Origin of the sequence: Constrictibacter sp. MBR-5, from assembly GCF_040549485.1 — a bacterium.
Classification (GTDB): Bacteria; Pseudomonadota; Alphaproteobacteria; order JAJUGE01; family JAJUGE01; genus Constrictibacter.
The window spans coordinates 18860-42555 of the sequence record NZ_JBEPTK010000003.1 but is presented as its reverse complement, the minus strand read 5'-3'; the positions used below and the strand labels follow the sequence as shown (position 1 = coordinate 42555).

24 protein-coding genes are annotated in these 23696 nt (G+C 68.1%); 14 read left to right on the top strand and 10 right to left on the bottom strand.

Annotated features, from left to right (window positions below):
* Positions 1–31 precede the first annotated feature (31 nt).
* The 12 genes from metZ to ABIE65_RS07145 all read left to right on the top strand — a co-directional run bounded on the left by metZ (position 32) and on the right by ABIE65_RS07145 (position 11325).
* Positions 32–1231 (top strand): O-succinylhomoserine sulfhydrylase, encoded by a 1200-nt coding sequence (gene metZ / locus ABIE65_RS07200; protein ID WP_354076675.1) that lies wholly within the window; start codon positions 32–34, stop codon positions 1229–1231.
* Positions 1232–1317: 86 nt separating this feature from the next.
* Entirely contained in the window at positions 1318–1710 is a 393-nt protein-coding gene (gene apaG / locus ABIE65_RS07195) for a Co2+/Mg2+ efflux facilitator ApaG/CorD (RefSeq protein WP_354076673.1), read from the top strand.
* A gap of 138 nt (positions 1711–1848) precedes the next feature.
* Positions 1849–2451: a GTP cyclohydrolase I FolE gene (gene folE, locus ABIE65_RS07190; RefSeq protein WP_354077411.1), complete on the top strand. Its 603-nt coding sequence runs from the start codon at positions 1849–1851 to the stop codon at positions 2449–2451.
* Between the two features lie 128 nt (positions 2452–2579).
* The gene (locus ABIE65_RS07185) at positions 2580–4022 is read left to right on the top strand and encodes an MmgE/PrpD family protein (protein WP_354076672.1); all 1443 of its coding nucleotides are present in this window, start codon (positions 2580–2582) and stop codon (positions 4020–4022) included.
* Positions 4023–4145: 123 nt separating this feature from the next.
* The gene (locus ABIE65_RS07180; protein WP_354076670.1) at positions 4146–5303 is read left to right on the top strand and encodes an acyl-CoA dehydrogenase family protein; all 1158 of its coding nucleotides are present in this window, start codon (positions 4146–4148) and stop codon (positions 5301–5303) included.
* Complete coding sequence (locus ABIE65_RS07175; protein ID WP_354076668.1) at positions 5303–6496, top strand: CaiB/BaiF CoA transferase family protein; 1194 nt, start codon at positions 5303–5305, stop codon at positions 6494–6496. Before ABIE65_RS07180 ends, ABIE65_RS07175 begins: the two co-directional genes overlap by 1 nt.
* A gap of 109 nt (positions 6497–6605) precedes the next feature.
* Positions 6606–6884, top strand: a complete 279-nt coding sequence (locus ABIE65_RS07170; RefSeq protein ID WP_354076666.1) for a PqqD family peptide modification chaperone — start codon at positions 6606–6608, stop codon at positions 6882–6884.
* A 3-nt stretch (positions 6885–6887) separates the two neighbouring features.
* Positions 6888–7346, top strand: a complete 459-nt coding sequence (locus tag ABIE65_RS07165; protein ID WP_354076665.1) for a lasso peptide biosynthesis B2 protein — start codon at positions 6888–6890, stop codon at positions 7344–7346.
* Positions 7343–9274, top strand: coding sequence for an asparagine synthetase B family protein (locus ABIE65_RS07160; protein ID WP_354076663.1), 1932 nt, complete (start codon positions 7343–7345; stop codon positions 9272–9274). Before ABIE65_RS07165 ends, ABIE65_RS07160 begins: the two co-directional genes overlap by 4 nt.
* A 131-nt stretch (positions 9275–9405) precedes the next feature.
* Entirely contained in the window at positions 9406–10224 is an 819-nt protein-coding gene (locus ABIE65_RS07155; RefSeq protein WP_354076661.1) for a hypothetical protein, read from the top strand.
* Positions 10225–10282: 58 nt separating this feature from the next.
* Positions 10283–10654 (top strand): histidine triad nucleotide-binding protein, encoded by a 372-nt coding sequence (locus tag ABIE65_RS07150; RefSeq protein WP_354076660.1) that lies wholly within the window; start codon positions 10283–10285, stop codon positions 10652–10654.
* Positions 10651–11325, top strand: a complete 675-nt coding sequence (locus ABIE65_RS07145; protein ID WP_354076658.1) for an RluA family pseudouridine synthase — start codon at positions 10651–10653, stop codon at positions 11323–11325. The genes ABIE65_RS07150 and ABIE65_RS07145 overlap by 4 nt, the downstream gene beginning before the upstream one ends.
* Positions 11326–11337: 12 nt before the next feature.
* Here the strand turns inward: ABIE65_RS07145 and ABIE65_RS07140 are convergent, their stop codons facing one another.
* The 5 genes from ABIE65_RS07140 to ABIE65_RS07120 all read right to left on the bottom strand — a co-directional run bounded on the left by ABIE65_RS07140 (position 11338) and on the right by ABIE65_RS07120 (position 15864).
* Positions 11338–12657, bottom strand: a complete 1320-nt coding sequence (locus ABIE65_RS07140) for a TRAP transporter large permease (protein WP_354076656.1) — start codon at positions 12655–12657, stop codon at positions 11338–11340.
* The gene (locus tag ABIE65_RS07135; protein WP_354076654.1) at positions 12654–13208 is read right to left on the bottom strand and encodes a TRAP transporter small permease subunit; all 555 of its coding nucleotides are present in this window, start codon (positions 13206–13208) and stop codon (positions 12654–12656) included. The genes ABIE65_RS07140 and ABIE65_RS07135 overlap by 4 nt, the downstream gene beginning before the upstream one ends.
* Positions 13209–13290: 82 nt before the next feature.
* The gene (locus ABIE65_RS07130) at positions 13291–14400 is read right to left on the bottom strand and encodes a TRAP transporter substrate-binding protein (RefSeq protein WP_354076652.1); all 1110 of its coding nucleotides are present in this window, start codon (positions 14398–14400) and stop codon (positions 13291–13293) included.
* A 288-nt stretch (positions 14401–14688) separates the two neighbouring features.
* Complete coding sequence (locus tag ABIE65_RS07125) at positions 14689–15363, bottom strand: HAD family hydrolase (RefSeq protein ID WP_354076651.1); 675 nt, start codon at positions 15361–15363, stop codon at positions 14689–14691.
* 24 nt (positions 15364–15387) lie between these two features.
* Positions 15388–15864, bottom strand: a complete 477-nt coding sequence (locus ABIE65_RS07120) for a MaoC/PaaZ C-terminal domain-containing protein (protein WP_354076649.1) — start codon at positions 15862–15864, stop codon at positions 15388–15390.
* Between the two features lie 121 nt (positions 15865–15985).
* Between ABIE65_RS07120 and ABIE65_RS07115 the strand changes: the two genes are divergently transcribed.
* The gene (locus ABIE65_RS07115; RefSeq protein ID WP_354076647.1) at positions 15986–16192 is read left to right on the top strand and encodes a DUF1289 domain-containing protein; all 207 of its coding nucleotides are present in this window, start codon (positions 15986–15988) and stop codon (positions 16190–16192) included.
* Positions 16193–16202: 10 nt separating this feature from the next.
* Here the strand turns inward: ABIE65_RS07115 and ABIE65_RS07110 are convergent, their stop codons facing one another.
* Both ABIE65_RS07110 and ABIE65_RS07105 read right to left on the bottom strand, forming a co-directional pair.
* Entirely contained in the window at positions 16203–17099 is an 897-nt protein-coding gene (locus ABIE65_RS07110; protein WP_354076646.1) for an MBL fold metallo-hydrolase, read from the bottom strand.
* A 127-nt stretch (positions 17100–17226) separates the two neighbouring features.
* Positions 17227–18282 carry an LLM class flavin-dependent oxidoreductase gene (locus ABIE65_RS07105; RefSeq protein WP_354076644.1) on the bottom strand — a complete coding sequence of 352 codons (1056 nt, stop codon included), beginning with the start codon at positions 18280–18282 and terminating at the stop codon, positions 17227–17229.
* 214 nt (positions 18283–18496) lie between these two features.
* Between ABIE65_RS07105 and ABIE65_RS07100 the strand changes: the two genes are divergently transcribed.
* Positions 18497–19678: an MFS transporter gene (locus ABIE65_RS07100; RefSeq protein ID WP_354076642.1), complete on the top strand. Its 1182-nt coding sequence runs from the start codon at positions 18497–18499 to the stop codon at positions 19676–19678.
* Positions 19679–19682: 4 nt separating this feature from the next.
* Here the strand turns inward: ABIE65_RS07100 and ABIE65_RS07095 are convergent, their stop codons facing one another.
* From ABIE65_RS07095 to ABIE65_RS07085, 3 genes are all read right to left on the bottom strand, one after another.
* Positions 19683–20579, bottom strand: a complete 897-nt coding sequence (locus tag ABIE65_RS07095) for a DMT family transporter (RefSeq protein WP_354076640.1) — start codon at positions 20577–20579, stop codon at positions 19683–19685.
* Between the two features lie 31 nt (positions 20580–20610).
* Positions 20611–22581 carry a TRAP transporter permease gene (locus ABIE65_RS07090; RefSeq protein WP_354076638.1) on the bottom strand — a complete coding sequence of 657 codons (1971 nt, stop codon included), beginning with the start codon at positions 22579–22581 and terminating at the stop codon, positions 20611–20613.
* 119 nt (positions 22582–22700) lie between these two features.
* Positions 22701–23690: a TAXI family TRAP transporter solute-binding subunit gene (locus ABIE65_RS07085; RefSeq protein ID WP_354076636.1), complete on the bottom strand. Its 990-nt coding sequence runs from the start codon at positions 23688–23690 to the stop codon at positions 22701–22703.
* Positions 23691–23696: the final 6 nt, after the last annotated feature.

The window sequence follows — 23696 nt, the reverse complement described above, 5'->3', positions numbered from 1 at the left end:
CGCTCCCGACCGGGAGCCGACGAGGGACGATATGAGCGAAAACAATCCCGATACCGACGGCTGGCGCGAGGCGACCCTGCTCGTTCGCGGCGGCACCATCCGTTCCGAGCATCGCGAGACCAGCGAGGGCCTCTACCTCACCTCCGGCTACGTCTACGGCAGCGCCGAGGAGGCCGAGGCCTCCTTCTCCAACAAGCTCGAGCGCTATGTCTATTCGCGCTACGCCAATCCGACGCTGACGATGCTGGAGGATCGGCTGCGCCTGATCGAGGGTGCGGAAGCCTGCCGGACCACGGCGAGCGGCATGGCGGCCGTCTACGCGGCGCTGGTCTGCCAGCTGAAGGCGGGCGGGCGCGTCGTCGCGGCGCGTGCCCTCTTCGGGTCGTGTCTCTACATCCTCCAGGAGATCCTGCCGCGCTTCGGGGTCGAGGTGGAACTGGTCGACGGCATCGACCTGGACCAGTGGGCCGCGGCCCTGTCGCGTCCGACCGATGTCGTCTTGGTGGAATCGCCGTCGAACCCGACCCTGGAGATCGTCGACCTGCCGGCGATCGCCGAACTGGCGCACGCCGCCGGTGCCCGGGTGATCGTCGACAACGTCTTCGCCACGCCGCTGCTCCAGAAGCCGCTGAAGCTCGGTGCGGACATCGTCGTCTATTCCGCGACCAAGCACATCGACGGCCAGGGGCGCTGCCTCGGCGGCGCGGTGCTCGGCGACACGGCCTTCATCAAGGACGTGCTGACGCCGTTCCTGCGCCACACCGGCCCGGCTCTGAGCCCGTTCAACGCCTGGGTGATGCTCAAGGCGCTGGAGACGCTGCCGCTGCGCGTCGAGAAGCACTGCCGCAACGCCCTGGAGGTCGCCCGCTTCCTCGACGGCCGGAAGGGCCTCGGCCGCGTGCTCTACCCGGGACTCGAATCCCACCCGCAGCACGCGCTCGCCATGCGCCAGATGACGGCGGGCGGCACCGTCATCGCCTTCGAACTGGCGGGCGGCAAGGACGCGGCGTTCCGTTTCCTCAACGCGTTGAAATTAATCGACATTTCCAACAATCTCGGCGATTCCAAGAGCTTGATCTGCCACCCGGCGACGACGACGCACCAGCGCCTGTCCGACGCCGACAAGGCGCATCTCGGCATCACGCCGGGCCTGCTGCGGCTGTCCGTCGGCCTCGAAGACGCGGCCGACCTTCGGGACGACCTGGAACAGGCACTGGCCGCGGCGTCGTGACGGCGCCGGGTTGAGGCACGGGATCGCCCGCCTTAGTATCGGGCCGCGGCCCTCAAGGCCGCGAGCCCACCTGAGGACTCCAGGCGATGTACACCAAGACGACCCGTTCGGTGACGATCACCGTGCGGCCGGAATATCTGGAGGACCAGTCGAGGCCGGACGAGAGCCACTATGTCTGGGCCTACCACATCCGTATCGAGAACCAGGGCCAGGAGACCGTGCAACTGCTCACCCGCTACTGGCGGATCGTGGACAGTTCCGGGCGCGCCCACGAGGTGCGCGGCGCGGGCGTGATCGGCGAACAGCCGGTGCTCAAGCCGGGCGACAGTTTCGACTACAGCAGCGGCACCCCGCTCTCGACGCCGTCCGGCTTCATGGTGGGGACATATCAGATGACGACGGAAGACGGGCAGACGTTCGACGTGGCGATTCCGGCATTTTCGCTCGACAGTCCCCATATCCGGCAATCCGTACACTGATCGTCGGCGTATGCCGGCATTGTTGACCGTGGCGACTTTGCGCCCACATCCTCCCGGCGGGCAAAGCCGCCGGCGGCGCCAGACGAAAGGAATTTTGCCTTGAGTTCGACCACCCCACTCGATCTCGAGCGTGCTCATCTGGACACGCCACGGAAGATCGAACGTCCGAGCCGCGAGGAGGCCGAGGCCGCCGTCCGGGTGCTGCTGCGCTGGACGGGCGACGACCCGGACCGCGACGGCCTGCTCGACACGCCCGGCCGGGTCGTGCGCGCGTGGGAAGACTGGTTCAACGGGTACAACGAGGACCCGGCGGACATGCTCGCCCGCACCTTCGAGGAGGTCGAGGGCTACGACGAGATGATCGTCCTGCGCGATATCCGCTTCGAATCCCACTGCGAGCACCACGTCGCGCCGATCATCGGCAAGGCGCACGTCGCCTACATCCCGACCAACCGCGTCGTCGGCATCAGCAAGCTGGCGCGCGTCGTCGAGGTCTACGGCAAGCGCCTGCAGATCCAGGAAAAGATGACGGCGCAGATCGCCAACACCCTGGCCGAGGTGCTGAAGCCGCGCGGCGTGGCGGTCATGCTGGAGGCCGTGCACGAGTGCATGTCGACGCGCGGCGTCTACAAGCCGGACGTCCAGACGGTGACCAGCCGCATGCTCGGCGAGTTCCGCGACAACGAGGCGACGCGCCGGGAGTTCCTGGCGATCATCGGCAAGCGCCGCGTCGATCTCTGAGCGGCTTCGCTCCGCGCGGTCCCGCGGCGTCGGGGCGGTGCGGAGCGGCCGCGGCGTACCGTCGTGCAGAGCGGGCGGCGGGCGCCTATAGAATGCCCGGAATGGGCCCGCTGCAGGAGGATGCCGCGATGAGCACCGCTATCCCGTTTCCGACGAAGCGTAGCGAAACCACCGTCCCCGCCATCCAGCCCGGCGCCAACATCGCCGAGACGCTGGCGCGGTTCGCCAACGCCATCACCTACGACAACATTCCCGCGGCCGTGCGGCAGCGCGCCAAGGAACTGATGCTCGATTCCGTCGGCATCGCGCTGGCGTCGACGCGCTACGACTTCGCGCATCGCACGCTGAATGCGTCGCGTGCGCTCGGCGGTCCCGGCGAGCATGCGGTGATCGGCATGGCGACGCGGTTGCCGCTGCGCGACGCGGCCCTGGTCAACGGCGTGCTGATCCACGGCCTCGACTACGACGACACCCACATCCAGGCGGCGACGCACATCACCTGCTCGCTGCTGCCGACGGCGCTCGGCGTCGCGGCGCAGGAGGGGCAGACCGGCAAGGACCTGCTGGCGGCCTATGTGGCGGGCCACGAGGTGATCGGGCGGATCGGCTCGGTGACCGAGGGCCAGTGGCATCTGGTGGGTTTCCACCCGACCGGCATCCTCGGCGCGTTCGGCTGCGCGATCACCGCCGGCAAGCTGTTCGGCGCGAGCGACGAGCAGCTCGCCATGGCGCAGGGCATCGCGCTCTCGATGGGATCGGGCAGCCTGGAGTTCCTCGAGGACGGCGCCTGGACGAAGCGGATGCATCCGGGCTGGGCCGCCGTTTCCGGCATCACCGCGGCGGCGATGGCGAAGCACGGCTTCGTCGGGCCGAAACGCGCCTATGAGGGTCGCTTCGGCCTGTGGAACGCGCATCTCGGCCCGCTCGCCGCCGACGTGCACATGGAGCGCGCCACCGAGGCGATGTTCGACCGCTGGGAGGTGATGCGCAGCGCCGTGAAGCCATTCCCGGCCTGCCACTTCAACCATGCGACCGCCGACGCCACCCTGGCCCTCGTCGCCGAGCACGGCCTGAAGGCGGAGCAGATCAAGCGCGTGCTGGCGCGGATGCCGGCCCCGACCGTCAAGGTGGTCTGCGAGCCGCTCGCGGCGAAGCGGGTGCCGCAGGGCGCCTACGAAGCGCAGTTCAGCATCCCCTACATCATCGCTGCCTGTGTGCTGCGCGGCAAGTTCGGGCTCGCCGAGCTGGAGCCCGAGGTTACCGGCGACCGTGCCATCCTCGAACTCGCCGCCAAGGTCGACTACGAGGTCGACCCGGACTCGCCCTTCCCGAACTATTATTCCGGCGAGGTCGTGATCGAGACCGTCGACGGCCGCACGCTGCGCCACCGCGAGGCGAAGAATCGCGGCGCGGGCGACCGGCCGCTGTCCACCGACGACATCGTCGCGAAATACATGGACAACGCCATGATGGCGGTCAGCCGCGAGCGGGCGGAACGTATCCGCGACCTCGTCCTGTCGCTCGACGGCCTCGGCGAGGCGCTCGACCTCGAGGAAGGCCTCGGCGGCTGATTCCGATGATTTCGTAGGGGTGGGCTTGCCCCGCCCCTCCATCGGTCATTCGGAATGCCGGATGTTACATGCGGGCGGGCGGGGCAAGCCCCGCCCCTACAGATCAGAGGTACACGCGCAGAGATGACCGCCGCCCATACCGCCGAGACCGAGACGCAGATCCTCGACGCGGTCCACAAGTTCCTCGATCGCGACGTGCGGCCGTACGTCCTGGAGTTCGAGCACGCCGACCGCTATCCCGAGGAGATGGTCGAGCGGATGAAGGAGCTCGGCCTGTTCGGCGCCGTCATCCCCGAGGCATATGGCGGCCTCGGCCTGCCGGTGACGACCTATGCGAAGATCGTCGAGGCCGTGTCGGCGGTCTGGATGTCGCTTTCGGGCATCTTCAACTCGCACCTGATCATGTCCGCGGCGGTCGCCCGCTTCGGAACCGAGGAGCAGAAGCGGACCTGGCTGCCGAAATTCGCCACCGGCGAGATCCGCGGCGGGCTGGCACTGACCGAGCCGAACTGCGGCACCGATCTGCAGGCGATCCGCATGACGGCGCGGCGCGATGGCGACGATTACGTCATCAACGGCACCAAGACCTGGATCTCGAACGGCATCTACGGCTCCTGCTTCGCCCTGCTGGTGAAGACCGACCCGGGCGCCGAGCCCCGCCACAAGGGCACCAGCCTGTTCATCGCGCCGAAGGGACCCGGCTTCACGGTCAGCCGAAAGCTGGAGAAGCTGGGCTACAAGGGCATCGATTCCGCCGAGCTGATCTTCGACGACTACCGCATCCCTGCCGCCAACCTGATCGGCGGCGAGGAGGGCTACGGCCTGCGCCATGCGCTGGGCGGCCTGGAGCTGGGCCGGATCAACGTCGCGGCGCGCGGCATCGGGGTCGCCCGGGCGGCGATGGAGGATTCGGTCCGCTACGCCCAGCAGCGCCAGACCTTCGGCAAGCCGATCGCCGAGCACCAGGCGATCGCGATCAAGCTGGCCGACATGGCGACCCGGCTGGAGGCCGCGCGTCTCCTGACGATGCAGGCGGCTGCCGCCTACGACCGCGGCGAGCGCTGCGACATGGAGGCCGGCATGGCGAAGCTGTTCGCCACCGAGGCCGCGCTGGAGAACGCCACCGAGGCGATGCGCATCCACGGCGCCTACGGCTATTCCAAGGAATTCCACATCGAGCGCTACTATCGCGACGCGCCGCTGCTGTGCATCGGCGAGGGCACCAACGAGCTGCAGCGGATCATCATCGCCCGCCAGCTCGTGCAGCGGAATCCGGCCTGATGCTGCCGCTCGCAGGGGTGCGGATCGTCGCCGTCGAGCAGTACGGCGCGGGTCCGTTCGGCACGCTGCAGCTGGCCGACCTGGGCGCGGAGATCATCAAGGTCGAGAACGTGGCGGAGGCCGGCGATGTCGGCCGGCATGTCCGTCATGCGCAGGATCCGCTGCCCAAGGGCGACAGCCTGTTCTTCCAGGCGTTCAACCGCAACAAGCGAAGCATCACGCTGAACCTGAAGCATCCCGAGGGGCAGTCCGTGCTGCACGACCTCGTGCGCGGGGCCGACGGGGTGCTGAACAATCTGCGCGGCGACCAGCCGGCGAAGCTGCGCCTGACCTATGACGACCTGAAGGCGGTCAACCCGCGCATCGTCTGCGTGCACCTGTCCGCCTACGGCCGCGACGGCGAACGCGCCGCCTGGCCCGGCTACGACTATCTGATGCAGGCTGAGGCGGGCTATCTCTCGGTGACGGGCGAGCCCGGCGGGCCACCGGCGCGCATGGGCCTGTCGCTGGTCGACCTGTCGACCGGCCTGCAGGCGGCGATCGCCATGCTGTCGGGCATTGTCGAGGCGCGCGCGACCGGCATCGGCCGTGACCTCGACGTCAGCCTGTTCGACACGGCGCTCTCGAACCTCTGCTATGTCGGCGCCTGGTACCTGACCGCCGGCGTCAACCAGGGTCGCGAGCCGCGCTCGGCACATCCGAACCTGACGCCGTCGCAGCTCTACCGCACGGCCGACGGCTGGATCTTCATCATGTGCAACAAGGAGAAGTTCTGGCCGGTCCTCGTCCATGCCGTGGGGCACCCGGAATGGGCGGACGATCCGGACTTCGCCACCTTCGCCGATCGGCTGCGCAATCGGGACCGCGTGACGGAGATGCTGGACGAGGCCCTGTCGCACCGGACGACCGAGGAATGGCTGGCGCTGTTCGGCGGCAAGGTGCCGGCGGCGCCGGTCAACGATATGAAGGCCGCACTCGACAATCCGTTCGTGCGTGATACCGGCCGGATCGTCCCGCTGGCACATCCGAGCGGCACGGACGTCGGCACGGTCGGTCCGGCGATCCGTACCCCCGGCGAGCCGCCGCTCGCGAACGCTGCCCCGGCGATGGGCGCGGACACCGACGACATCCTGCGCGGCCTCGGCTACGACGACGCGCGGATCGCGGCACTGCGGGCCCAGGGCGCCGTCTGATCGTGCCGCCCGCGACGATGCTGCGGGGGGAGACACACGCGCGCGTTCGATCCGTGTTGCGTCGCGTCCGGCGCGGCTGTACCCCATAGCCTCTGCAAAGGGGACGGCGATGGAATTCACTGAAAGCAGCATGGTGGCCAGGACGGCCGAGCCTGTCGCGGTCGAAGTGGATGGCGAGCTGGTCATGCTGGACATCGAATCCGGCAACTACATGGGCCTGAGCCCCGTGGGCACGCGCATCTGGGAACTCCTGGAAGAGCCGCGCTCGCTTGCGGCGCTGACCGAGGCTCTGGGCTCGGAATACGACGTTTCCCCCGACGTCTGTCGGCGCGAGACGGTGGCCTTTCTGCAGCAGCTCGCCGAGAACGGCCTCGTCCGTGTGGACTGAAGCATGCGACTGAGGCGCTTCTGGCGACCGCTCGGCGACTATGGACTGCTGCTCGAAGCGACGTTCAGCATGGCGACGGGCTGGATCAGGCTGCACACCCGTCCCTTCAAGTCGCTGACGGCCTGGATGGCGCGCCCGTTCGACGCTTCGGATCTCGACGAGGCGAAGCGGCGCGAAGAGGTTCGGCGCGTGTCCTGGGCCATCCGCGCCCTCGCCGAGCGGGGCCCCCTGCCCTTCGTCTGCTTTCCCCAGGCGATCGCCGCGCATTCGATGCTGCGGCGCCGCGGCATCCCGGTCGTCCTCTACTACGGCGTCGCGCGGAACGACGAGAAGGGACTGCACGCCCACGTCTGGGTGAAGGACGGCGAGGTGCCGGTGGTGGGCTGCCGCGCGGCAACTGGGTTTACGGTATTGCACGTCTTCGCTCCCGATGGGGCGCGGCGGGCGGAGGCGGGACGATGAGCGCGGTTTCGGCGATCTGGCGTTTCGACGGACGTCCCGTCGGCGACGACATTCAGCGGATGACCTCCGCGCTGCGCATGTACGGGCCCGACGGCAGCGACGTCTGGTCGGAGGGCGGCGTCGGCCTCGGCCATTGCCGCATGAATCTCTTGCCGGAGGACCGCGGCGACCGCCAGCCGCGGACCGGCGGCGACGGGACGTTGGTCCTGTCCGCGGCGGTGCGGCTCGACAATCGTGAGGAACTGGCCCACGCGCTCGGGCTGGAGGCGGCACGGCTGCGGGGCATGGCCGATTCCGACCTCCTCCTGCGCGCCCTCGAAGCCTGGGGCGAGGATGGCATTCCCCGGCTGATGGGCGCCTTCGCCTTCGCGCTCTGGGATCGACGGCTGAACCGGCTGATCTGCGCGCGCGACGCGCTCGGCGAGTACGGCCTGTTCCTGCACCAGAGCGGCGGAATGCTGGCCGTCGCATCCATGCCGAAGGGCCTGCACGCGCTGGAGGACGTCCCGCGTCGGCTGAGCGAGCGACAGATCGCGCGTGGCCTGCTGCTGCTGCCCGGGCAGGGCGAGACGCTTTTCGAGGACATCACGACGCTTCCGCCGGGACATGTTCTGGTGGCGGCGGACGGCCGTGTTGACATCCGTTCCTTCTGGTCGCCGCCCGCGGCGGACTCGCTTCAGCCGGCCAGCGAAGCCGAGGCGGTCGAGGCGTTCCAGGAACTGCTCGACGAATCGGTGCGGTGCAGGCTTCGAAGCGTCGGCGATATCGGCAGTCATCTCAGTTCCGGGATGGACAGCGGCGTGGTCACCGCGGTGGCGGCGCGCCTGCTCGGGGCCGCGAACCGCCGGTTGACGGCATTCACCTCCGTGCCGCGCGAGGGGTACGAGGGTCGCGGGCCGTTCGGCCGGCACGGCGACGAGGGACCGGGCGCGCGCGCGGTGGCGGCGATGTATCCGAACATCGACCATCGCTTCATCCGCCTCGGCGACCGCACGCCGCTCGACGGACTCGATCGGGGGATCCAGACGTTCGACCGGCCGCCGACCAACCCGTGCAACATGATCTGGGCGGACGAGATCTCCCGGCAGGCGCGGGACAGCGGCATCCGGGTGATGCTGACCGGCCAGATGGGCAACATGACCATCAGCTACAGCGGCCGCCCGTACATATCGGAACTCCTCCGCGGCGGGCACTTCCTGACCTGGGCGCGCGAGTGCTGGCACTTGGTCCGGCGCAAGCGCGGCTACCGGCCGGCGATCAGCGCCAGCGTGTTCCCGCTGCTGCCCGCACCGCTCTGGCGGCTCTACGACAGGAGCTTCCGGCGCCTCCAGGACCCGTTCGGCTACACCGCGATATCGCCCGCCTTCGCCGAGGATATGAACTATCGAGAACTGGCGGCGGAGTCGGGCTGGAATCTCGACTACCAGCCCTGGGCCGACGGGCATGCCATGCGTCTGGCGGTCATCAACCGAATAGATCTGGCATCGCACCATCTGGGCATGCTGGCGGGATTCGGCGTGGAGCATCGCGACCCGACCCAGGACCGTCGCATCGTCGAATTCTGCCTGGCATTGCCGGGCCGCTTCTTCCTGCATCGCGGCATCGAGGCGCGCCTGCTGAAGCTCGCGATGCGGGGACGGTTGCCCGAAGGTCATCTCCGGTCGGGCGGCTACAAGGGCTACCAGGCCATCGACTGGCACGAAGCCCTCACGCGCTCCCGGACCGAGATCGCCGAGGAGATCGAGCGACTGGAGGCCAGTCCGATGGCGCGCCGTTGTCTCGATCTGCCGAGGCTGCGCCGGCTCGTCGACGACTGGCCGACCGGGGACTGGCATTCGCCGCGGGTGACGCAGTCCTACCGGCTCGCACTCTCGCGCGGCCTCGCCATGGGCCGCTTCATCCGTCGCATGGAGGGCGGCAACCAGTGAACCGCAGCCTGCGGCAGCGCGGCGCGCTCGCCAGTCTGACGGTCGAGACGGAAATCCCGATCCCTGGCCTTCCGCCGGCACCCGATTCGATGTCGCCGGCCGACGTCCAGATCGTCACCGGGACCGTCGGATTGGCCGCCGACGGGACTCGCTCGGCGATCGATGCCGACGGAACACTGTTCCTCGACGTGCCCGACGTGGCACGGTTTCGTATCGAGGGCGGACGCCGGATCACCGTGGAAACGCACTGTGCCCCCGAGTGCGCCTCGTATGTGCGGACGTTCCTGCTCGGCACCGCCATCGGGACGATCTTCCACCAGAGGGGCATCCTGCCCCTGCACGCATCGACGGTGCGGGTGGGCGACGTCGCGGTGGCGATCGCCGGGCCGTCGGGCGCCGGCAAGTCGACGCTGGCGCATGCGCTGACGCGGGCGGGGCATGCGCTTATCGCCGACGATATCACCCCTGTCACGCTGGCCGACGACGGCTCTGCCTGGGCGTGGCCGCTGCTGCCTCAGGTCAAGCTCTGGCGTGATGCGCTGGACCGCGCCGACATCTCCGCCGCCGGCCTGGAAACCATCGCTGCGCGTCTCGACAAGTTCCGGCTTCCCGAAACCGCTGCCTTCGCGACGTCGCCCGTCCCGCTGGGCGCCGTCGTCGTCCTCTGCGACGCCGATGACGAAGAAGCGACCATCGTTCCGCTGTCGGGCTTGCGTGGCATTACGGCCTTGCGGGCACAGGTCTATCGGCCGCATATCGGGGCTGCGGTACGCGGGATGGATCCGCTGTTCAGGGATCTCGGCCGTCTCGCCGCCCGCGTGCTGGTGGCCCGGCTCGACCGTCGGCGGGACGCACGGCGCCTGTGCAGCCTCGTGCAGAGCGCCGTGAATGCGGTCCGGTCGCACCGGCCGACGCCCATGTCGGAACACGTGTCGGCGCAAGCCGGCTGACCCACGGGTCGCTCCGTACTACAGTCCGCCGCATCGCGTGGAAGGAGAAGCCCGTACGATGCCCGCAGCCTATGATCCGAACAACATCTTCGCGAAGATCCTGCGCGGCGAGATCCCGTGCAAGAAGGTCTACGAGGACGACCACGTTCTCGCCTTCGACGACATCGCACCCCAGGCGCCGGTGCACGTCCTGGTGATCCCGAAGGGCCCTTACGTCCACTGGGACGATTTCTCGGAGAAGGCGTCGGACGCCGAACTCGCGGCCTTCAGCCGCGCGATCGGCGCGGTCGCGCGGGCGCGTGGCCTGGGCCCCGACGGCTTCCGGGTGATCGCCAACAATGGCGGGAACGCCCATCAGGAAGTGCCGCACCTGCACATGCACGTGCTGGGTGGCCGCCCCCTCGGCCGCATGCTGCCGGGCAAGGGGTGAACCTTCCCGACCTGGAGCCGCGCCTCCTCTACCGGGACGGGCTGATGCTCGTCCTGGACAAACCGGCGGGCATCCCCGTGCATGCGGGGCCCGGCGGCGGCCCGAACATCGAGCAGGGTTTCGACGCGCTCCGGTTCGGCCTGCCGCGCCTGCCGGCGCTGGCGCACCGCCTCGACCGCGACACCAGCGGCTGCCTGATCATCGGGCGGCATCGCAAGGCGCTGCGCAAGCTGGGGGAGCTGTTCCGCAACGGCCGCATCGGCAAGGTGTACTGGGCGATCGTCGAGGGGGCGCCGGGCGAGCCCGAAGGCACCATCGACGCACCGCTGCTGAAGCGCATCGGCAAGGCGAACTGGCGCATGGACGTCGACCCCGCCGGCCAGACGGCGGTCACCGACTGGCGGACCCTGGGCAGTGCTGTCGGCCGCACGTGGCTGGAATTGCGGCCGCGGACGGGGCGGACGCACCAGATCCGCGTGCACTGCAAGGCGCTCGGCTGTCCCATCGTCGGCGATCCGGTCTACGGCACGCCGGCCGAGGGCGAGCGGCTGCTGCTGCACGCCCGCGCGGTCACCGTGCCACTCTACCCGTCCCGCGACCCGATAACGGTCGAGGCGCCGCCGCCGCCGCACATGCTCGCGGCGCTGCGCGCCTGCGGCTATGCGACCTAGGCCTGTTGCGCGCTAAGGCCCGAAGAGCTTCGTTGGTAGCCAAGTAGCGATGGGCGGAAAGAAGAACACCACCGCCAGACCCAGCATCTGAAGCAGCATGAAGTCAAGCATGCCCCGGTAGATCGAACTCAGTTCCCACTTTGGTGCGACCGCCTTCAGGTAGTAGGCGGCCATCGCGACCGGCGGCGACAGGAAGGCTGTCTGGAGATTGACCGCGACCAGCGTGCTGAACCAGAGCAGGTCGATCTCCATGGCCTCGACCACCGGCAGGAAGATCGGGAGGAAGATGAAGATGATGGCGGGCCATTCCAGCGGCCAGCCGAGCAGGAAGATCACCGCCATCAGAACCAGCAGCATCGCGGTGGAGGGCAGATCGAAGCCGAGAAGTGTCTCCGCGATCATCGTGCTCGTGCCGAGCCGGGTGAACACCGCGCCGTAGATGTTCGACGCCACCGCGAGGAACAGGACGAGGCTGGATGTTTCGAGCGTGCGTAGACAGGCGGTGCGAAGTGCGGCAAAGCGAAACCGGCCGTAGAGGACCATCAGCAGCAATGCGCCGCTCGCGCCCATCGCCGCCGCCTCTGTCGGCGTTGCGAGACCGAATATGATGCTGCCCAGTGCCGCAAACATGATCGTCGCGAGGGGGACGATTCCGCGAAGGAATTCCGACACCATCTGCCAGACCGACGTTGCCCATTGGTCACGTGGCAGGGGAGGGCCGAGGCTCGGGTTGATGTGGCTGCGGATCAGGGCATAGCCGATGTAGAGGAAGGCGAGCAGCAGCCCCGGCATCAGGGCGGCGGCGAACAGCTTGACAATCGAGACGCCGATGATCGGACCCATGACGACCAGCATCACGCTCGGCGGGATGAGGATGCCCAGCGTCCCGCCCGCCGCGATCGTGCCGGCAGACATCTTGGAATCATAGCCGGCGCGGATCATCGCCGGCGCCGCCATCATGCCCATCACGGTCACCGAGGCGCCGATGATCCCGGTGGCCGTCGCGAACAGCGTCGCGGTGAGCAGCACGCCCAGATAGAGGGAGCCGCGCAACGGCGCGAGGATCAGCTGGAACGACCTGAACAGCCGCTCCATCAGCCCCGCCTGCTCCAGCACGTAGCCCATGAAGACGAACAGCGGCACGGCCGCCAGCGTCTCCTCCTTCATCAGGCCGATGGTCTGGAAAACCATCAGATAGAAGACGACGTCGCCGAACCCGATATAGCCGAACACGATGGACAGCACGATCAGCGTGAAGGCGATCGGAAATCCCGCGAAGATGCCGATCAGCAGAGCGGCGAGCAGGATGAGGCCGAGATATTCGCCGCTCATAACGGCCGACCCTCGATCGCCGCATACGCGCTCTTCAGGAACTCCGACACGCCCTGGAGGATGAGCAGGAAGGCGGATACGGGGATCACGGTCTTAAAGGGATAAAGCGGCGGCCTCCAGGGGCTGGCGTCCGACACTTCGCGAATGTCCCAGGCCTGAATCGCCTCCTGCAACCCCATCCAGAAGAAGAGCGCCATCCCGGGAAAGAACAAGCAGAGGTACAGAAAGGCGTCGACCCTGCCGCGGGTCCGTACCGACCATGACTGATAGAAGATGTCGGTGCGGATATGGCCGCCGCGATAGAGCGTATAGGCCGCGCCCAGCATGAACATGCTGCCGTACAGCATGTAGGTCACGTCGTAGGCCCAGATCGTGGGCGCGTGAAACGCGTAGCGCGCTAGCACCTCCCAGGTCAGCGCCAGCACCAGTGGCACGGCGAGCCAGCAGAAGATGTGTCCACTCGTCTCGGCCACGCCGTCGATCGCGCGTACGGTGCTTACGAGCGCCGTGGGCGGTGCGCGTCGCTCGTGCCATTCGGATCGGTCGACCACCCCTTACCCCCCTCGAACTTATGACGACGCGGGATCCGCTGGGCGGCGGCGGCGAGGCCGCCGACCAGCGCGAGAGGCGGGGCTATTTGCGGTAAACTTTTTCTTTCCAGTAGTAGTTGCCGGCGAACTCGTAGGGCGGCCAGAAGGACAAGCGGAAGGGCACGACCACCTCGGCGTACTTCTTCTGGCTGTCGATCACCTTCCTGTAGAAGGGATCCTTCGCCGCATACTCCTCCTGTATCTTCTCCCAAGTCTCCAGGAAGTTGGCCAGGACGTCGTCAGGGGTCCGCGTGACCTCGATACCGGAATCGACCAGTTCCTTGCAGGCGAGCGCGGTCTCGCGGTTGAAGGCGGCGTTGCGCATCATGGTGGCGTGCACGCTTGCGACCCGCATGATCTCCTGCAGGTCGGGCGTCAGCTTGTCCCATACGGCCTTATTGATCATCAGCTGACCGCCGGTCACGGGCTCGTGCATGCCAGGCGTGTAGTAGAACTTGGCGACGTTGTTGAGGCCGAGTTTCTTGTCCTCCAGGCAGTTGATCCACTCGGCACCCTCGATCACCCCGCGCTCCATGGCCGGCACGATCTCGCCGCCCGGCAGCGTGACGACAGAGACGCCCAATCTGCCGTAGGTCTCTGCACCGATGCCGTAGATGCGCAGCTTCATCCCCTTCAAATCATCGAGGTTCTTGATCGGCCTCTTGAACCAGCCGAGAGCCTGCGGGTAGTCGGTCGGGATTGGGAAGGCGACGAGGTTCAACTTGATGACGTCGCGATAGAACTCTTCCAGCAGAGCCATGCCGCCACCGTCGTAGTACCAGCCGAAATAGTCGATGCCGTCCATGCCGAACAGCGGGCCGTGCGAAAGGGGAATGCCGGCAAGGCTCTTGCCGAGGATGTAGCCGAAGGGCGCCATCCCGACATCGAGAACGCCGCGGGAGGTGGCGTCGAACACCTCAAAGGGCGGGACGATCGCACCGCCGGGCAGCACTTCGATCTTGAGACGACCACCGGACATCCGCTCTGCCGTTTCGCCCCAGACCTTGAAGATCAGGTGAAGGTTTGCCGTCACGGGGTGGGAGGATTGCCCCTTCAGGACGATCGGCTTCGGCGTCTGGGATGACACCTGTCCCGGAAAAGCGGTCCCGATTCCAGCCAGGATAGCTGCAAGGACCAGAAAGCGTCTGAACATCTTTCTTTTCCTCCCTTTTTTATATTTCTTAAGTTGTCCCGCACAACTCCTCAATTGCGGATGCAACGCCGAACGTTGCCGGCGAGTGCTTGCATGTCGCCGATCCGGCCGCTGACCAATGAGTCGCGGGTGAGCGACGACCTGTCGGATGCTGCAGTTCGATCGCCGGATTTTGTGTCTCTGGCGGAAACTGGACAAGTATACTGCGCCTCCACTTTGTGAAGGTCAATATTTATGCTGGGGATCGGTATTCGATCAGGAGGGCCGAGCGGTCGAGCGGTTTCCGGTTCAGCTCGGCCAGATCGTCTCGACCAGCCGCGTCATGTCCGGCATCTCGGCATAGGGACCGAAGGCGGGGTCGCCGGTCTCGCCGCGCCGGTTGATCCAGATGCGCCGCAGTCCCAGGGCGTGCGCCGGCTCGATGTCGTGGAAGAAGCCGGCGGCGGCGTGGGTGATGCGCTCGATCGGCACGCCCGCCCGGCCGTAGGCGAAGCGGAACATGCCGTGGTCGGGCTTGTAGAGCCGCGACTGCTCGGCGGTCACCAGATAGTCCGGCTCCACGCCGATCAGCGCGACGTTGCGGGCGATCATCGCGTCGTCGGTGTTGGAGATGAACATCAGCTTCGCCCGCCGCTTGATCGCGGTGAGGACGGCGGGCACCTCGTCGAACGGTCCGGCGTCGCTGACCGCCGCCACCAGCCGTTCGCCGTCGCGCGGCGCATAGGCGAAGCCGAAGTCCTGGAGCGCCGTCTCCAGCCCGGCGCTCAGGATCTCCGCGTAGGGGCGCCAGCCGCCCTTCTGCAGCGGCGCCTGGGTCGCGCGGAAATGCGGATGCAGGCGCTCCAGCATCTCCGGCGGCGCGCCCCGCTCCTCCAGCGATTCGGCCAGCGCGCCGCGTACGCCCTCGTGAAAGCGCACGAGCGTGCCGTAGACGTCGAAGCTGACGAGATCGACAGTGGTCACGCGCCCTGCCTCATGTACGGGGGCTCACGCGCTCTCGGGACGGCCCTTCATCATGCGCAGCGGCGTATAGACCAGCACGGTCTCGCCGCGCTGGTTGACGACGCTGTTCTTCGTGCGGACGAAGCCGCGGTTGCCCTTGCTGGCCGCGCGGCTCTCGACGACCTCCAGCTCGACGTGGATCGTGTCGCCGATGACGACCGGCCCCTTCATGTCCAGTTCCATGCCGAGGAACGCCATGCCGGTGTGCTGCAGCGTGCCCTGCATGACCAGGCCCTCGGCCAGCGCCAGCACCAGCACGGCCGGCGCGATGCGCTTGCCGGTCGGCGACTCGTGCTCGATATATTCGAGATTGTTGAACAGCAGCTCGTTCATGCCGGTGACGCCGGTGAAGGAGAGCACGTCGGTCTCGAAGACGCTGCGGCCGATCGTCTTGAACTTTCGACCGACTTCCATCTCCTGCCAGTAGAAACCGTGGCCGAGTTCCTGCATGTTTCCGCCCATGAACTGAGGTCCGGCCCGCCCTCGCGGCGGGCACTGCGATCCGCCGGTTCTACATGGCCTCGGCGCCCGACCGCAACGGCCCCACCCCTTACCGGCCCCAACCGGCCAGGAGACAGTCGGCGTGCAGCCTGCCCCGATCCGCCAGACCCCGATCCACTCGCCGTGTATCCGCGTCTGCTCGATCAACCCGAAGACCAGCTGGTGCGAGGGCTGCTACCGCACGCTCAAGGAGATCGCCGGCTGGAGCCGCCTGACGCCCGAAGAGCGCGAGCGCGTCATGCGCGAACTGCCGGCGCGCGGCGCCGACATGGCCGCCCGCAAGGCCTGAAGCCGCCGCGTCAGTCCCAGGCGGCGCCCGGCAGCGCGTCCAGGGGAATCTTCAGGTAGCGCCGGCCGTTGGCCTCCGGCTCCGGCAGGCGCCCGCCGCGGATGTTCACCTGCAGCGCGTGTAGGATCAGCTTCGGCATCGGCAGCTTGGCATCGCGCTCGTTGCGTAAGGCGACGAACGCGGCTTCGGTGGTGGCCTTGGTCAGGTGGACGTTCTTCGCCTTCTGTTCGGCGACGCTGCTCTGCCATGCCGGGTCGCGGCCGCCCGGCATGTAGTCGTGTCCGGTGAACAGGCGGGTGTCGTCCGGCAGCGCCAGGATGGCCTGGATCGAGCGCCACAGCGCTGCGGCGCTGCCGCCCGGGAAGTCGGCGCGCGCCGTGCCGAAGTCGGGCATGAACAGCGTGTCGTGGACGAAGGCCGCGTCGCCGGCCACGTAGGTGATGGAGGCCAGCGTGTGTCCGGGCGAGTGCATCACCTCCACCGGGACGTCGCCGATGGCGAAGTGCTCGCCCGCCGCGAACAGCCGGTCCCACTGCGAGCCGTCCACGGGCAGGTCGGGCCAGCCGTAGATGTCGCGCCACAGCTTCTGCACCTCGACGACCGGCGCTCCGATTGCGGTCGGTGCCCCGGTCCTGCCCTTGAGGTACTGAGCCGCGGAGAAATGGTCGGCGTGCGGATGGGTGTCGAGAATCCACTCGACGCGATAGCCGCGCTGCGCCACGCGATCCAGAATGGCGTCGGCGCAGTGCGTGGCCGTGGCACCCGACTTCTCGTCATAGTCCAGGACCGGATCGACGATCGCGCAGCGGCCGGTGTGCGGGCAGGCGACCACATACTGGACGCTGAAGGTCCGCGGGTCGAAGAACGCCTCGACGGTGGGGCGGATGGGGCGGTCGGCGGCGCTCATGGCTACCTCTGCTGGATCGTGGTCGCCGGCCCCTTGCGGGGCCGGGCAGCTTGGAAAGCCAGTCTACGGTCCGGCCGCCGCGGAGGAAATCCCGCCCCGGATTCGCTCGACGGGAGGCGAATCCGCTTCAGCGCAGCTGCGGCGCCACCTCGCGGGCGAACAGTTCGAGCGAGGCGAGGATGTTGTCCTGCCCGTAGTAGGGCGGGTAGTGCAGCATCAGCGAGGTGAGCCCGGTCATGTCGCGCAGCCGCCGGATCTTCGCCACGACCGTCTCCGGCGAGCCGTGGATGATCGTACTCTCCGACAGCGCCCCGTAGTCGAGGCCCGACGAGACCGAGGCGTCGCCGGTCGACACCTGGCCGAGATAGCCGGAGGTCTGGGCGCCGAAGAAGTGGCCCAGATGGCGCAGGAGGCCGGCCTCGCTGTCGCGCCGCGCCTTCTCGTCGGTCTCCGCCACATAGACCCACCGGGCGATGTCGACGTCGCCGCGCGCCGGGTTGCCGCGCAGTTCCTCCGGCGTCTCCTCCAGGTTGCGGCGGTAGACGCCGACCTGCCGCGCCAGTTCCTCGAAGGTGGTGAGGGTCGACAGCATCAGGCCGAAGCCCATCCGGCCCGCCACGCCGATCGACCGATCGGTGCCGCCGGCGAGATAGAGCGGCGGGTGCGGCGACTGGATCGGGTGCGGCAGGATCTCGTAGTCGCCGTCGACCTTGACCCGGAAGTGCCGTCCCGAAAAATCCGCGCGCCTGGTCCTGAACAGGTCGAGCAGGAGCGGCAGCGCCTCCTCCTGCACGTCGCGCCGTCCCTCGAAATCCTGACCGAAACCGTCGAACTCGTACTCCCGGTAGCCGGACCCCAGGCCGACGGCCATCCGCCCGCCGCTGAGCACGTCGACGAAGGCGGCGTTCTCCACCACGCGCACAGGATTGGCGAGCGGCAGGGTGACGACGCCGGTGCCGATCCTGATCCGCTTCGTCAGCGCGGCGAGGTGCCCCGCATAGACGAACACGTCGGGCATGATGCCGTACTGGTTGCTGAAGTGGTGCTCGGCGATCCAGGCGAAGTCGAAGCCCAGCGCGTCCGCCCGCATCACCTCGCGGGTCACGCGGGCATGCACAGCGTGGTGCGGGTACGGCTCCACCTCGGGGTCGGGATGGGACGTGAATAGGATACCGAATTCCATACGGGTGCGTTCCTCGACACTGTTGCCCCCGCTTTCGGGGGGCTGAGCCGGTCATGTTAACCGTCCCGTCCGTGACCGGAAGGGGCGCCCCGGCTCGGCGGTGGGGTGCCACCGCAGGCGCTAGACAAGTCGCCGGCTCGTCCATCTTGACCGTTACGGTTTTGTGACAGCGGATAGAGGCCCTGGCCGACCCCGGCGCCGCATGGACCGTTCGATGGCATCGCACCCTCCAGTCACGCCGAACGCTGCCCAGAGTGCCGCGCCGACGGATGGCGGCTCGTCCGCCGTGGTCGTATCGGCGGCCATCATGGCGCTCGCCCTGCTCGGCGACTCGCTGCTCTATGTCGTGCTGCCGCTCTACGCCCACGAGTTCGGCATCGGCCTCGCCTGGGTCGGCGTGCTGCTGTCGGCCAACCGGCTGATCCGGGTCGTCGCCTATGGCGGCGTCGCCGCCCTCGGCGAACGCATCGGGCCACGGCGGCTGACGCTGATCGCCGGGGTCCTGGCGGCCGTCTCGACGCTCCTCTATGCGGTCGGCGACGGCGGTCCCGTTCTGCTCGCGGCCCGCATCGTCTGGGGCTTGGCCTTCGCGGCGCTGAACCTCACGACGCTGGTCTACGCCGTCAGCAGGACAGGCCGGCAGGGCCGCAGCGTCGGGACGAGCAAGGCGGTGGCGAGCGTCGGTCCCGTACTGTCGCTCAGCATCGGCGCCTGGCTCGTCACCGTCATCGGCCCGCGCGACATCTTCGCCATCCTGGCGGGCCTCACGGTGCTGGCCATTCCGCTGTCGCTGATGCTGCCGGCGGCGCACCCGGTCGCCGGGCGCAGCGACCGGTCCATCCTGCCCAGGCCGACCAGGAACGACCTGCTGGGCTTCATCATCGGCTTCGGCATCGACGGCATCTTCGTCATGACGCTCGCGCTGATCCTGAAGGACGTCGTGTCGATGGAGTCCGCCGTGATCGCCAGCGGCCTGATGATAGCCCTGCGCCGGCTGATGGAGATCGTCACCGCGCCGATCGGCGGCGTGCTCGGCGACCGGTTCGGCGCCGCCCGGATGGTGCTGCTGTTCGGCGGCCTGCTTTGTGCCGGACTGGCCGGGATAGCGGCGGGCTTACCTTTCATGGGCGCCTGTGCCGTCGTCCTCGGCCACGGCGCCCTGGTCACCCTGCAGCCGGTGCTGGTCGCCCAGCGCAATCCCGGTGCCGTGATGAACAGGCTCGCGGTCCTGGCGACCTGGCGGGACATCGGCGCCGCCGTCGGCCCGCTGACGGCAGGCCTGCTGGCGGCCCGCTTCGACCTCGAGGCGATCTACGCACCGCTCGCGGTGGCGACGCTGGTGATGCTCGTCTGGGCCTGCCGTCCGCCTGGGCCGAAGGTCGTAGCCGCCGGATAGCGGTTCAGCGGCGCGCCTTGCCCTCCCGGTGGGCGATGTAAAGGCCGGCCGAGACAATGACCGCGGCGCCGGCCCAGGTCCAGGCGTCGGGCAGGTGGCGGTAGAGGACGAAGCCGATGATCGTCGCGCCGATCAGCTGGAGATAGTTGAACGGCGACAGAAGCGACGCCGGGCCGCGCTCGAAGGCCTTCGTCAGCAGATAGTGCGCGATGCCGCCGACCAGGCCCATGCCGACGAACAGCACCCAGGCATGAGGCTCGGCGGGCGTCGTCCACGAGAAGACCACCAGCGCCCCCGCCGCGACGGCGCCGACCATGCCGGACCAGATGTTCGTCGTTTCGGCATGGTCCTGCCCGGCGAGCTTGCGCGTCATGATCTGGTAGAGCGCGCCGAACGAGGCGCTCCCGACGATGAAGAGTGCCGCCCAGTCGCCGGATCCGAAGCCGCCGGGCCGGATGACGATCATCGCCCCGGCGAAACCGATCACCACCGCCGCCCACCGGCGCGGGCCGACCGCCTCGCCCAGCAGCGGCACCGACAGGGCGGTGACCAATAGCGGACTGGTGAAGCTGATCGCGGCGGCCGTGGCCAGCGGCAGGTGCGCGAGGCCGGTGAAGTACAGCACCGACGACGTGATTCCGCACAGGCCGCGGACGATCTGCAATTCCGGCCGGCGGGCGACCAGGATGCGCGGCCCGTGCCGCGGCGCGAACAGCGCCAGCATCAGCAGGAAAGCCACGCCGTGGCGGAAGAACGCCACCTGGTGCGGGTGGTAGTCCTCGGTCGTGAGGATCTTGCCCGAGGCGTTGACCGTGACGATCAGCGCCACGTAGAGGCACATCAGGCCGATGCCCTGGAGGATGCGCTCCTCGGCGACGGCGACGGGGGTCGCGGGCCTCACCGGCCTGCCGCCCCCATCCGTCCCGCGCCGGTCATCCGCCGGTGGCGGCCTGTCGGGGCTCGTGCCCCGGCTTCGGCGTGTCGCGATGACGGATGCGCTGATAGAGCAGCACCGCGACGCCGAGGCCGATGCCGGCAAGGTCGGTCGTCCAGCCGCCCTCGATCAGCAGCAGCGAGGCGGCCAGCAGGACCCCGCGCAGCAGCCACGGCATCGGGCCGAAGAACCAGCCCTGCACGGCACCCGCCAGGAACCAGACGCCGATCAGGGCCGTCGCCACCACCCGCAGGATGACGATCGTCTCGCCCTGCATCAGGAGTGCGGGACTGTAGAAGAACATGAACGGCACGAGGAATGCCGCCAGCCCGTACTTGAAGGCGACGACGGACGTCTTCATCGCGTCGCCCCCGGCGATCGCGGCACCCGCATAGGCGGACAGCGCCACCGGCGGCGTGATCGTCGAGATGACGGCGTAGTAGAACACGAACATGTGCGCCGTCAGCGGCGGGATGCCTAGCCGGACGAGGCCGGGCGCCACGACCGAGGCTGCGACGGCGTAGGCCGCGGTGGTCGGCATGCCCATGCCGAGCAGCAGCGAGATCAGCATGGCGAAGATCAGCGCCAGCAGCGTGTTGTCCTGGGCCAGCGCGAAGATCATCGCCGAGAAGCGGCCGCCCAAGCCGGTCAGGCCGATGACGCCGACGATGATGCCGGCACAGGCGCAGACCGCGATCAGCTGCAGCGAGTTGCGTGTCGCAAGGCCGAGCGCGTCGGCGACGGCTCGCGGGCCCATGCGGCCCTCGCGGTGCAGCCAACTGGTCACGAAGGCGGCGACGAGGCCGAGCGTGCCGGCGCGGACGATCGAATAGCCCGAGACGAGCGAGCCGACCAGGATGATCAGCGGCAGGAACAGGTAGATCCGCCGCACCATCTCCCACAGGTCCGGCAGTTCCGAGCGCGGCAGGCCGCGCAGGCCGCGCTGGATCGCCTCGTTGTCGACCATGAAGAAGACGGCGATGAAATAGAGCAGTGCCGGTATGACCGCGGCCACGACGATGTCGACATAGGGGATGCCTGTCACCTCGGCCATGATGAAGGCGCCCGCGCCCATCACCGGCGGCAGGATCTGGCCGCCCGTGGACGCGGCAGCCTCGATCGCGCCGGAACTGGTGCGCGAGTAGCCGACCTTCTTCATCAGCGGAATGGTGAAGGTGCCCGTCGCGACGACGTTGCCGGCGGCGGTGCCGTTGATCGTGCCCATCAGCGCGCTGGAGAAGACCGCGACTTTCGCGGGGCCGCCGCGCAGGCCGCCGGCGATCGAGAAGGCGAAATTGATGAAGTAGCCGCCGACCTTCGACACGTCGAGGAAGGCGGAGAAGGCGATGAACAGCACGATGTAGGTCGACGACACGGCCGTGGTCGGGCCGAAGACGCCTTCCATGCTGTAGATGTAGCTGAAGAAGAAGTCGGCATCGTAGCCGCGGTGCGCCAGCACGCCGGGCAGCCACGGGCCGACGAAGCAGTAGAGGATGAAGATCACTGCGATGATCGGCAGCGCCAGGCCGGCGGTGCGCCGCGTGATCTCCAGGACCAGCAGCGTGCCGATCAGGCCGACGATGAAGTCCCCGGTCGTCGGCAGGGCGCCGACGCGGAACAGCAGTTCGTCCAGATTGACCGCGATATAGGCGGCACAGCCCAGGCTCGCCGCCATCAGCAGCCAGTCGTACCAGGCGATGCCGTCGCGCCGGCTGCCGTCGCTCGCCGCGAAGATCGCCAGCCCCAGGGCGGTGCCCCAGGAGACGTGAACGCTCCGGAAGACCCAGGGGTCGATCGGATAGACGTTCAGCACGTAGAGGTGGAAGACGGTGTAGGCGATGCAGTTCCAGTAGATCAGGTGCTTCTGCCAGCCCGAGAGCTGGCGCTGCCAGCCGCCGAAACCGCCCTCGGTGTCGGCAGCCGGTTCCGCCGCGACGCTGCCGCCCGTCTTCACTTCATCCGCACGCATAGAGCTGCCCTCTGAGAGAGATCATGCACAGGCAGCCGATCGCTGCTCTTCTGTCCGTCGTTTGACGCGAAACCGCCCGGCGTCGGTGACACCGGGCGGCCAGTCGGGAACAGGGCCGATCAGGACTTCGGCATCGCCTTGTCGGCGAGCTTGATGCCCTTCTCCTGGAAGTAGCGCACCGCGCCCGGATGCCAGGTCAGGAAGCTGTTCTTCGTGGCGTTGGCCGGGACGGTCTCGGCGGAGGACGCGTGGATCTGAACCATACGCTCGTGGTTGTCCATGACCGCCTTGACGATCTCGTAGACCAGGTCGTCCGGCAGGTCCTTGTGGGCGATGGCGAAGTTGAAGACGCCGACCGTCTTCTGGTCTTCCTTCAGCTGGCGGTACGTGTTCGCCGGGATCGTCGTCGGTGCGAGCGACGGGTGGTTGTCGAGCAGCTTCTGGCGCTCTTCGTCGGTGAAGCCGATGTAGCGCACCTCATGCTGGGCTTCCAGCTCGCTGAACGCCGAGATCGGCAGGCCGGCACCGAAGCCGAAGGCGTCGATCAGGCCGTCGGCCAGCTGCGAGGCCATATCGCTGCCGGCACCGTTGCGGACCGTGACCTTCAGGCCGAAGTCCTTGAAGTAGCGCGGCCAGTAGGTGCCCGATGTGCCCGCCCGCGGACCGACGCCGACGCGCTTGCCGTCGAGGTCCTTGAACGTCTTGATGCCGCTGTTCGCCATCGTGATGATGTGGAACGGCGTGTCGTACATCGGGAAGATGGCGCGGACGTTGTTGAACTTCTTGCCCTGCGTCCAGTCGCCTTCGCCGGTCCAACCCTCGTAGGCGACGCCCATCGTCACCATGCCAAGCTGGACGTCGTTGCGGTCCGCCAGAATCATGTTCTGGTTGGGGCCCTGCGTCTGCTGGGTGCTGATCTTCGTCCCGACAGTCTCGTTGACGAGATTGGCCCAGCCCTGGCCGTAGATGAAGTAGGTGCCGCCGACGGCTGCGGTGCCGAGCACCATGCTGTCGGGCCAGCCGGCCTTCTGGGCCGAGGCGGGGGCGGCGAGGGACACCGCCGCCACTGCCGTGCCTGCGAGCACGGCGAGCGTCCTCAGGATCTTCATTGAGTC